Origin of the sequence: Acinetobacter sp. ANC 4862 (genome assembly GCF_004336635.1) — a bacterium.
Taxonomy (GTDB): domain Bacteria; phylum Pseudomonadota; class Gammaproteobacteria; order Pseudomonadales; family Moraxellaceae; genus Acinetobacter.
The window spans coordinates 26,027-36,310 of sequence record NZ_SJXH01000036.1; the positions used below are offsets into that span (position 1 = coordinate 26,027).

A 10,284-nucleotide genomic window follows, 5' to 3' on the forward strand; every position below is an offset into this window, starting at 1 on the left:
ATAAGTATTTGATAAATTTTAGAAATACATAAAATTTTTCATTCACCACTGCTGCAATATTCGGTACACTCAGGGTTCATTCTCATAGATTTAAGCATGACCATGAATATTCAAACTTTACGTGTTGTCGGTCTTTTAGAAGGTATTTCCTTTCTGTTGCTTCTCTTCATCGCGATGCCGATGAAATATATGTTGGATAATCCAATTTTGGTGAAATATGTCGGCATGGGACACGGCGTACTATTTATCCTGTTCTTGATTGTTTTATTTACCGTTTGCGAAAAACAGAAATGGTCGATTTACATGTTTATTCTGGGTTTAATCGCATCCATTTTACCGTTTGGCACTTTTGTTTTTGATCGCAAATTAAAGAACTTTGAACAGCCAATCGCTGAATCCAAGGTATAGTTTCTGATTAAAGGGCTATTTACTTTTTTTAGCGAATAATAAGGATCCCCACTCATCCCTTGTAGAATATTTTTCATCTTCCACAAGAAGAAAATACTGATTTCAAACCGGTAGATTCCCCTCCTTTCAGGAGGGGTTAGGGGAGGTAAATACGGAAATCCCTTTCTATACTTTACTTCTCAAGCAAGGATATACCCTCATCCCTTGCGGAATATATTCCTCATCTCCCACAGGGAGAAGGAGCTCCCCCTAAAACCTTCCCTGCTCCACACGTTCTTTTAAAATCTCTTTGAGCATCGCTCTCGGGAAACTAAACCACAGCGCAATTAAAATAAAACAGGCCACCGCATAGGCCCAAAGATGGTATTGCTCGTACATCACCCGAACCAGTTCAATAATAATAAAGAAGCTGAACATCAACAGCATTGAAACGGCGGCTGCCACTGTACCTTTAGAAACTTCCGATGACATCAACGCAAAACGGTACAGCACCGAAAAACTGATGCCTTCACCAAAGCTGATCAAAGTCATGCCAGCAATTAAGCACCAGATCAGATAATCCTGCCAGATCACTCCTGCCAGTAAAACCACCGTTCCGAGGAGCATAATCGGCAAGCCCATCAGCACCGATTTTCCCAATGCCAGTTTGTCGATAATTTTAATCAGCACGATATTACCGACAATTAATCCACCCAATACCGGAAATTGTGCCAGGCCATATTGCATGCTGCTAAGACCCAACTCTTCCACCAATATCACCGGTGAAAGTGCAATCCATAGCATCAATGGCATACTGACCATCGGTAAGGCCAAAGTCATGGCTAAAAAACGTTTATTTTTATAGACCTGTTTAAAGTCATCCAAAATATAACTGATCGGCTGTTTTGGAATGCTCACCTTTGTATCGGGCATTTTGGCTTTAAGCCCAAACCAGCTTAAAAAAGCTAAAAATGCGATGCCTATAAAACCCCAATGCCATGACACATGATCAATCATAAATGCACCCACCACAGGGCCGAGTAATGGCGCAAGCAGTGAAATATTGGCCATCAGAGCCATGACTTTAATCGCATCGCGTTCTTCAAAGGTTTCCTGAATGGCGGCATAACCTACAGCGGAAATAACTGTTAAGCCTATGCCTTGTAAAAAGCGCAGTGCTAAAAAGCTTTCAATATTTTTCGTCAGTAAAATCAATAAGCAGCACAGTACAAAAAACAATACCCCTGCGAGTAGAACTTTTTTTCGTCCTAGTCGGTCGGACAATGGACCCAATAACCATGCCACACATGCTCCGCCAAGCAGATAAAACGACATGGAAGATGGTGCCCATGAACTGCTTACGCCAAAGTCTTTGGTAATGGCGAGCATGGCAGGTTGAACCAAGTCGTTGCCGATATAAACGGAAAATTCAAACAGGACCAATGCCAATGGGAACATCAGCGTGGCACGGTTTAAGGTGGCGGTTTGAACTTTTTGCATTGTTTTTCTACATATATTTTAGGCTTGGAGGGCTACGTACTATTTTTAGTGGGGAGAAGCGTAAGCCCAATGACAAGCATTGAGTGTTTAAATTAAAGTTTGGGAAATGCACTTCGTTATAAGTGGCTTAAAACACCGTATTCACAAGATGTCTAAAAAGATAAAAGTGTTTCGTGAGAAATATTTGTCTCAAACAAAAACACCTACTTGGTTGAGTAGGTGTAGTTTAGCAGAGACTATTTTTCTTGTCTTTAAGCTGTTTTTTCCGAAATAATTTCGCCAAATTTAATTTTTGGATTTGATTTAAATTGAAGCCATTTATTTTTCATCCATTGCTCAACTTTATCTTTTTCTAAAATTGCTAATAAATTATTAAGTAATGCAAATTTTGCATTTTGATCAAAGTAATAAATAGTTACTCTAACATTACGATCTATCTCATCATTTAAGCTAAATAAATCCAAAATATAATCCTTATCTGAAACATCTAGTGAATGCCCCCAAATATAAAAATTCAACGCTAAAGACCTTAAATGATCTGTTCTACTTAAACTAAGCCTTTCGCTTTCTAAATTAGTAAAGTTTCTAGCTTTATGCTTTTCTAATTCTAGAAGATGCTCTTTTATCTGTTTTTTATAAATATCCAAAAATAAGTAATCTGTATCCTTAAAAAGCTTTTGATGATATTTAGTAAAACCATAAGCTTTAAGTTTTTTCAGACATTCATCTTTAAGTTCATCAATACCTAAAACTATATTTTGTTCTTCTCCATGACTTCCATGTAAATACTCAACATCTACAGATTCATAAATTCTCTGATAAGTATTTGTATAATTAAAAGAATAAATTTTATCTGGACACACCCAGTTTGGAGATTTAATTTCAACCTCACAATTTAATAGAAGTTTATTAACAACTAATTCTAAATAAAGATTAAAAATTTCTATAAAACTCTCTAATTGTTCATAAAGAAAATCTAAGAATAATTCAGGACTGAAGCCATTAATAATTTTACCTCCATAACAAAATTTCGGATTAATATTTTCTCGCTCATTAATTACAGTAGTTTCTTTCCCGCTCCCATCTTTAAGCAAAGACCTCGGTCTGAGAGTTTCATATTCCTCAAGTTTTACGACGTTAAAAAAATTTAAAATCTTTGAATCACGATTTCTAATTTTCAAACCATCTTTCTTATTCTTAACAAAATATTGGTGCAAATTTTCAATTATGTGGAAATTCTCAATATCTACAATAAAACGTGCGGCAATTATCAAAACCTCTTCAATTTTTTGTTCAAAATCAATCCAAGTTTTCACCTCTTTTACATGATTTTTAAAATACTGATACCAACAATTTAGCTCTAACTTATATTGAATCTTTAATACATCTTTAGCTGATAGATTAATTTCGTCTATAAAATAATACTCTTTAGCTTTTTCTATGAATTTAATATCTCTTATTTTTGAAAATAACTCATCAAAGCTCATCTCAAACTTAAAAGAATTAGAATTCTTATTTTTTAGGAACATTTCATCCAGTATATCCATCCATTCATGCACTGTATGAATTTTTAAATTTGGAACTTTTCCACCTGTATTTTTACCTTCAATCGCAGCCATTACATCCATAAAATGATCATACTTTGTCGGCAAATAGTGTGACAAATCAAAGCCATTACCGACAATTAAAATATTCATTGTTCTTATTACCCCAAACGCAAAAAAGCGCATCAATCGATACGCTTTTTATGCAGCATAATGGCCGAAATAGCAATCCTGAATTAAAAATTCATCAAGGACATTTTGCCGTCTGAAACGCTTTGCTATTTTTACTGCGTTGGCATTGATATTCAGTTTGCATACCTGTTTTCTTCCAGTCACCCTCTACATTTTTAAAACTGTACGTGGTACGAATCGAACGAACCGAATCATCTTTTAAACCCGTTTCAGTCACTTTGACCTGTGCAGCAGTTGGTGACTCAGCACTGTTAAAATATTGACGAATCTCAACCGTTGCCGAATCCTTACGCAAGTCAGGTCTTGCTTTTAAGACTTGTTGCAAAGGCGTATCTGATGAACCAAGACTGACTTTAGATGCTAGTTTTTTTGTTGTTGCACAACCCGTCGTCATTAAGCCCAAACAAATTATAGAGGTAGAGAGTAAACGTAACATTGGGAAATCCCCCCCATAAAAAAAGGCACTGCATCTATGATGCCATGCCTTTTTTTCTTACTCGATGACAGTTATGTAGTCATCGGTAAAAGAACTTACAGGTCAAATATTAAAGATCAAATAATTTGCCCGGGTTCATAATACCGTTTGGATCGAATACCTGTTTCAATGCTTTCATGTAGCCAATTTCTTCTTCAGAACGGGTGTAATTAAGATATGGCTTTTTGGTCATACCGACACCGTGTTCCGCAGAGATCGAACCGTCATATTTTTTTACGGTTTCAAACACGTATTTATTCACTACCTGACATTTGGCAAAGAATTCGTCTTTAGACAAGTTCTCTGGTTTCAAGATATTTAAGTGCAAGTTACCGTCACCAATATGACCGAACCAGCAGATTTCAAAGTCAGGATAGTTTTCAGCCACAATTGCATCAATTTCTTTAATGAATGCAGGAACGTGAGTAATTAACACTGAAATGTCATTTTTGTACGGCGTGAACGGCGCGATTGATTCAGAAATATCTTCACGTAAACGCCATAAGCTATGCACTTGGTCAAGGTTTTGGCTCATTACGCCATCAAGCACCCAACCTTCTTCCATACAATGCTCGAAGATTTCCATCGCAGCATCCATGATTGGTTCATACGGCGCTTCAAACTCAAGCAACACATAGAAAGGACAAGCCGTTTCAAATGGACGTTGCACATGACCATGATCCAGCACTTTCTGCATTGCCAATTCACCAAAGAATTCGAACGCAGTTAAATCAATTTTCTTCTGGAATGCGTGAAGTACCGGCATGATTGCATCAAAGTCAGGCACACCCAATACCATCACTTGTAGGTCATGCGGTTGACGCTCAAGCTTGATTTCAGCTTCAGTCACCAAACCTAAAGTTCCTTCACCGCCAATGAATAAATGTTGAAGCGCATAACCGGTCGCGTTCTTGATCATGCCTTTGTTCAAGCGCAGGATGTCGCCTTTACCTGTCACAACCGTCAGACCAAGCACCCAGTTACGGGTCATGCCGTATTTAATCACTTTAATACCGCCAGCGTTGGTACCAATGTTGCCGCCAATTTGTGAAGAACCTGAAGACGCAAAATCCACTGGGTAATACATGCCCTGTTCTTCTGCATAGTTTTGCAACTGTTCAGTCACCACACCCGCTTGTACACGTACCATACGGTCTGCAGGGAAGAACTCAAGAATCTGGTTCATCTTGTCCATGCTAACGACAATTTCACCGTTCGATGCCACAGCCCCAGCAGATAAACCGGTACGGCCGCCCGATGGCGTGATGGCAATATTGTGTTCATTGGCAAATTTAACAATCGCCTGCACCTGTTCCGTGCTCGATGGAAAAACGATAACTGATGGATTTGGATCAAAATGCTTGGTGTAGTCTTTGCCCCAGGCATCGAGACTAGCAGCATCAGTTTTAATGCGGTTTTCACCGACAATGGCTGTCAATTGGGTTAATAACTCAGGTGTTAAAGCGACTGGAGCATTCATCGTTTGCAGACCTAGCAAGAAATATACAAGTGGTGGATGGTCTATAGATCATTCATTTGTAAAAAGATTAACAATGCAATGGTGTCTTAGACTGGCGTGAACATAAAAGCAACAGCATGGCTGTGGCGGTTTTCACTACGCAGCATTATAAAGCATTTTCCACTGAAACCCTGCGGAAATAAGCATTTTGACAATCTCGCCTTAAAAATTACAGCTTTAGTTAAACCCAAATCTGCAGGGAACGGCGTATATATGGCAAAAATACCTAAACTCTCCGTCATAAAGGAAATGTATATAGACCCTTCTCGTATGTTATCATATCGCGACTAAATTTGGCCTTTGTAGCGGAGCCGTAATGAGCCAACATCTTTCTCTACCTAAAGATAAAATTCGTTTCTTGTTGTTAGAAGGCGTTCATCAAAACGCAATCGACACATTAAATGCTGCTGGATACACCAACATCGATTACCGTAAAACTGCGCTTGAGGGTGAAGCGTTGAAAGAAGCGGTTAAAGATGCTCACTTCATCGGTATTCGTTCACGTACTCAACTGACTGAAGAAGTATTTGAAGCAGCCAACAAGCTCATCGCTGTTGGCTGTTTTTGTATCGGTACCAATCAGGTAAATCTTGATGCTGCGATGGTTCGTGGTATTCCAGTATTTAACGCACCGTACTCAAATACCCGTTCAGTTGCTGAACTTGTACTTGCTGAAGCAATTCTTTTACTTCGTGGTGTTCCTGCGAAATCTGCTTCTACTCACCGTGGTGGCTGGAACAAATCTGCAGTGGGTTCATTTGAAACTCGTGGTAAAACTTTAGGTATCGTGGGTTACGGCTCAATCGGTTCTCAACTTTCAGTTCTTGCTGAAAGCATGGGTATGCACGTGATTTATTATGATGCAGTAACCAAACTTCCTATGGGTAATGCACGTCAAGTGGGTTCTCTTGCCGAGTTACTTGCAAATGCTGACGTTGTATCTCTACACGTTCCTGACGTGCCATCAACACGTAATTTCTTTGGCAAAGACCAGTTTGCACAAATGAAAGAAGGTTCTATCTTCATTAATGCTGCACGTGGTACATGTGTACTGATTGAAGATTTGGCTGATGCGATTAAATCGGGTCACATTGCCGGCGCTGCAATTGACGTATTCCCTAAAGAACCTAAAGCAAACGGTGAAGAATTTGTTTCTCCACTTCGTGGCCTGGACAACGTGATTTTGACTCCTCACGTGGGTGGTTCGACTATGGAAGCGCAAGCCAACATCGGTTTAGAAGTGGCAGAGAAATTTGTTGCTTACTCAGATAAAGGTATGACTTTATCTGCTGTGAACTTCCCGGAAATTGCATTGCCGTTGACTGAAGGTAAACACCGTTTACTTCACATTCACAAAAACATTCCTGGCGTGCTTTCTAAAATCAACAACCTATTTGCTGAACACGGCATCAACATCTCTGGTCAGTCATTAATGACTAAAGGTGATGTGGGTTACTTGGTGATGGACGTTGACGCAACTGCATCTAAAGAAGCACTTGATACACTTCAAGACGTTGAAGGTACAATCCGCGTTCGCGTATTGTTCTAATTTAATTTAGAACCTTAAACCACAGCATTCGTGCTGTGGTTTTTTGTTTTTTCAAGCCCAAAATTTAATATCCTGAACGGAATTGAATTTCGTGACAAAGCCATTCGCAACTGTTCGAGGCAGACTGACATTTCAGTAAATTATGTTTCTGCGATCAACAAAATTAGATGGAAACATTTGACGAGTTTTGCGAATGGAAATGGTTTTGGTTACTTTTGCCGAAACAAAAGTAATAAAGTTTTTCAAGAAGGATTACCCGTCTCAATGAAAAGACTCCGTCGTGAAATTTATTCAATGTTTTTGAATATAAACAAAGGCTATGAATTTTTTACAGCTTTTATTGCTGATCTCCCGCTATTCGAGAAATCGAAACAAATTTAGTGGATGTTGAATTTTAAAAATACACCCCATGTTCAGGCACTGCTATTATTGCTGATTGCAATGATCAGCGTGCAGAGCAGTGGCTCGCTTGCCAAAATCCTGTTCGGTCAGTTTCCCATCCTGAGCGTTGCAGCCATGCGTATGCTCATTGGCGCGGTCATCTTGGCGCTTATTTTTAAAATTTGGCAGATCAATTTTAAACAGGTGAAATGGAAAGCCATTATCAGCTACGGTATTGCCTTAGCCGGTATGAATGCCATGTTTTACCTGTCGATTAATCGCCTTCCCCTTGGCATTGCCGTTTCTTTTGAATTCATTGGTCCGCTCAGCGTGGCGCTATATTACGCACGGCAAAAATTCGATTTTATCTGGGTCGGACTAGCCATTCTGGGTCTCATTTTACTGTTTCCGTTTGATCAGGTTTCACAAAGCCTCGATTTAATCGGGATTGCTTTTGCACTAGGTGCAGGGGCTTGCTGGGCACTGTATATCGTGGCCGGACAAAAACCTTCCGGTATTTCAGGTAATCATACCGTGTGCTTGGGCATGTTTATCGGCATGCTGTGTTTAATGCCAATCGCCCTATTTTCAGGCATGTCACCTACAGTTTTTGAACCTTCAAACCTGGTTTATTTTATTGCTTTGGCAGTGCTGGCCAGTGCCCTGCCTTTTACTCTGGAAATGATTGCACTGCGTAATTTAACGGCACTGAGTTTCGGTACACTGATGAGCATAGAATCTGCAATTGCCGCATTATCAGGATTTATATTTTTAGGCGAGCAGTTATTATGGAATCAATGGCTCGCACTTGCGACTATTATTACCGCCTCCATTGGCTGTACCTATACCACGCAACAAGCCAAGAATAAGGCTGAAAAAAAATAGAAAATACATCCTTTAAATTCAAATTAATCAGGCTAAATTTACGCGCTGTTTTTTAAATCCAAAACTTTAAATTCAAACAGTTTAAGATCGTTCAATCCCTCAAAAATTAAACAGAATTGCTATACTGGCGCCATCTTTTCCAGTGGATTCGCCTGACTCGGTGATCCTGCGTGTAGCATGCCTAACTCCCAACTTACTGCTGTCCTGTTCATGGTTTTATCCATGGTCGCCTATCAGATCAGTGCCTCATTTGCCAAACAACTATTTGAAGTACTTGATCCACTGACCGTGGTCACATTACGGCTTTCCTTTGCTTCGATTTTAATTGTGCTGATGTTCCGTTCCTGGAAAATCATCAAGCGCCTACCCTACCTAAAATGGAAGGACTTGCTGTTTTATAGTGGCTCAGTCTGCTTAATGAATGTGTTGTTTTATGCATCCTTAGGCAAATTACCGCAAGGGATTGCCGTCGGTTTAGAATTTTTGGGGCCACTGACTCTGGCACTGCTTTCGATTAAACAAAAAACTGATTATCTCTGGGTGTGTCTGGCTATTTTAGGGGTTACCCTAATGGTGCCGTGGCAAGATGCATCAGCCGATAACTTCTCATATTTAGGGGCTGCTTTTGCTTTGGGGGCAGGGATCTGCTGGGCAATTTATATTTATTTTGGGCAACGTGTAGTGCGGCAAAATATTGGCATGCATGCGCTGAGTATTGCGATTGTGCTGTCTGCCATGGTGATGTTGCCGATCAGTGCAGTACATAATCCAGCAGCGCTTATTCAGACTCAATATTGGGGACAAGCCTTGGTCATTGCCCTACTTGCAACCGCGATTCCCTATGCTTTAGACCTGATGGCACTCAAGCGATTAAGCAAACTCAGTTACGGCACACTTTCCAGTTTATCTCCTGCATTGGGTGCTTTGGCAGGCTGGTTATTACTCAAAGAACAAATCACGCTTTTACAAAGTATTGCCTTACTTTGCATCATGATTGCTTCGGTAGGTGTGACGTTTAGAGCGAGTAAAAATAAAGATCCTCAACCTGAATAATCCATAGATCAACATAAAAAAGATGGCTTCAAACCATCTTTTTTATTTAGGATTTTTTAGGGAGATTTAAGTCAAACTGTCTTTACTTAACTTTTTATACTTGTTGTATTCAGCCAAATATTGCTGGGCTAAACTTTGCTTTTGTTCATCTTCCAAAATTTTACCGGCTTGCTGGAAAAAACCATGTTCTTCTTCCTGCAAATGATGATGGACCTTTTCCGACAGTTTTTTTGCAATCGCCAGCCAACCATGATTACTCATATCCGTTTCGGTTAATTGCTCAAGTAACTCATCGATTTCATGATGTTCAGACAAGGCATGGCGGGTAATGTTTAAGCCTGAATCAGTCATCATCAAAGGAATATAAAAATAACGGTCTTCGCCCACGGCATGGGCAAATAATTCATTTTTCAGCAATTCAAACAGCTCGCGACGCTCTACGGTATTCCCTGAGGTCTGGATTAATTTTTCAGACAGTTCTCTTTGTATTTCATGACTTGCACGTAAAGCTTCGAAAATATTCATCTATAGCCAAATACTCAAAAATATAGAACAATAGAAGCATGGGATATTCAAAAGATTTTAAAGACAAAGTCATAGAAATTATGGCTAGAGATAAAATGTCTGTGCGAAAAGCAGCACAGCATTTTAACGTCTGTATACAGACGATTCAGAATTGGAAAAAGTCCACTGTAACTAAACCTATTCCTGGTCGCCCAGCTAAAATTAGCAAAGAGCAAATATTGAAGGATGTTGAACAATATCCCGATGATTACATCAGTGAACGGGCAGAACGTTT

Annotated in this window: 10 protein-coding genes; 5 read left to right on the top strand and 5 right to left on the bottom strand. The window is 39.5% G+C overall.

Annotated features, from left to right (window positions below; all coding sequences use genetic code 11):
* Window positions 1–102: 102 nt before the first annotated feature.
* Complete coding sequence (locus tag E0409_RS13635; RefSeq protein ID WP_131291699.1) at window positions 103–408, top strand: DUF3817 domain-containing protein; 306 nt, start codon at window positions 103–105, stop codon at window positions 406–408.
* A 249-nt stretch (window positions 409–657) separates the two neighbouring features.
* On the opposite strand, the gene craA is transcribed toward E0409_RS13635, so the two are convergent.
* From craA to E0409_RS13655, 4 genes are all read right to left on the bottom strand, one after another.
* Window positions 658–1,887, bottom strand: coding sequence for a chloramphenicol efflux MFS transporter CraA (gene craA, locus E0409_RS13640; RefSeq protein ID WP_131291679.1), 1,230 nt, complete (start codon window positions 1,885–1,887; stop codon window positions 658–660).
* Between the two features lie 251 nt (window positions 1,888–2,138).
* Entirely contained in the window at window positions 2,139–3,584 is a 1,446-nt protein-coding gene (locus E0409_RS13645; protein ID WP_131291681.1) for an AbiH family protein, read from the bottom strand.
* 94 nt (window positions 3,585–3,678) lie between these two features.
* Window positions 3,679–4,059 carry a hypothetical protein gene (locus E0409_RS13650; protein WP_131291683.1) on the bottom strand — a complete coding sequence of 127 codons (381 nt, stop codon included), beginning with the start codon at window positions 4,057–4,059 and terminating at the stop codon, window positions 3,679–3,681.
* A gap of 109 nt (window positions 4,060–4,168) precedes the next feature.
* On the bottom strand, window positions 4,169–5,578 hold the full coding sequence (locus E0409_RS13655) for a D-2-hydroxyglutarate dehydrogenase (RefSeq protein ID WP_131291685.1): 1,410 nt from the start codon (window positions 5,576–5,578) through the stop codon (window positions 4,169–4,171).
* 355 nt (window positions 5,579–5,933) lie between these two features.
* On the opposite strand from E0409_RS13655, the gene serA reads away from it, so the two are divergent.
* From serA to E0409_RS13670, 3 genes are all read left to right on the top strand, one after another.
* Complete coding sequence (serA, locus tag E0409_RS13660; RefSeq protein ID WP_131291687.1) at window positions 5,934–7,166, top strand: phosphoglycerate dehydrogenase; 1,233 nt, start codon at window positions 5,934–5,936, stop codon at window positions 7,164–7,166.
* 384 nt (window positions 7,167–7,550) lie between these two features.
* On the top strand, window positions 7,551–8,432 hold the full coding sequence (locus E0409_RS13665; protein WP_131291689.1) for an EamA family transporter: 882 nt from the start codon (window positions 7,551–7,553) through the stop codon (window positions 8,430–8,432).
* Window positions 8,433–8,609: 177 nt separating this feature from the next.
* Entirely contained in the window at window positions 8,610–9,485 is an 876-nt protein-coding gene (locus E0409_RS13670; RefSeq protein WP_131291691.1) for an EamA family transporter, read from the top strand.
* Between the two features lie 66 nt (window positions 9,486–9,551).
* Here the strand turns inward: E0409_RS13670 and E0409_RS13675 are convergent, their stop codons facing one another.
* A complete protein-coding gene (locus tag E0409_RS13675; protein ID WP_131291693.1) occupies window positions 9,552–10,010 on the bottom strand; it encodes a hemerythrin domain-containing protein in 459 nt (152 codons plus the stop codon).
* Window positions 10,011–10,048: 38 nt separating this feature from the next.
* Between E0409_RS13675 and E0409_RS13680 the strand changes: the two genes are divergently transcribed.
* Window positions 10,049–10,284, top strand: a 236-nt coding sequence (locus tag E0409_RS13680; protein WP_131291695.1) for an IS630 transposase-related protein, incomplete at its 3' end; no start/stop codon positions are given.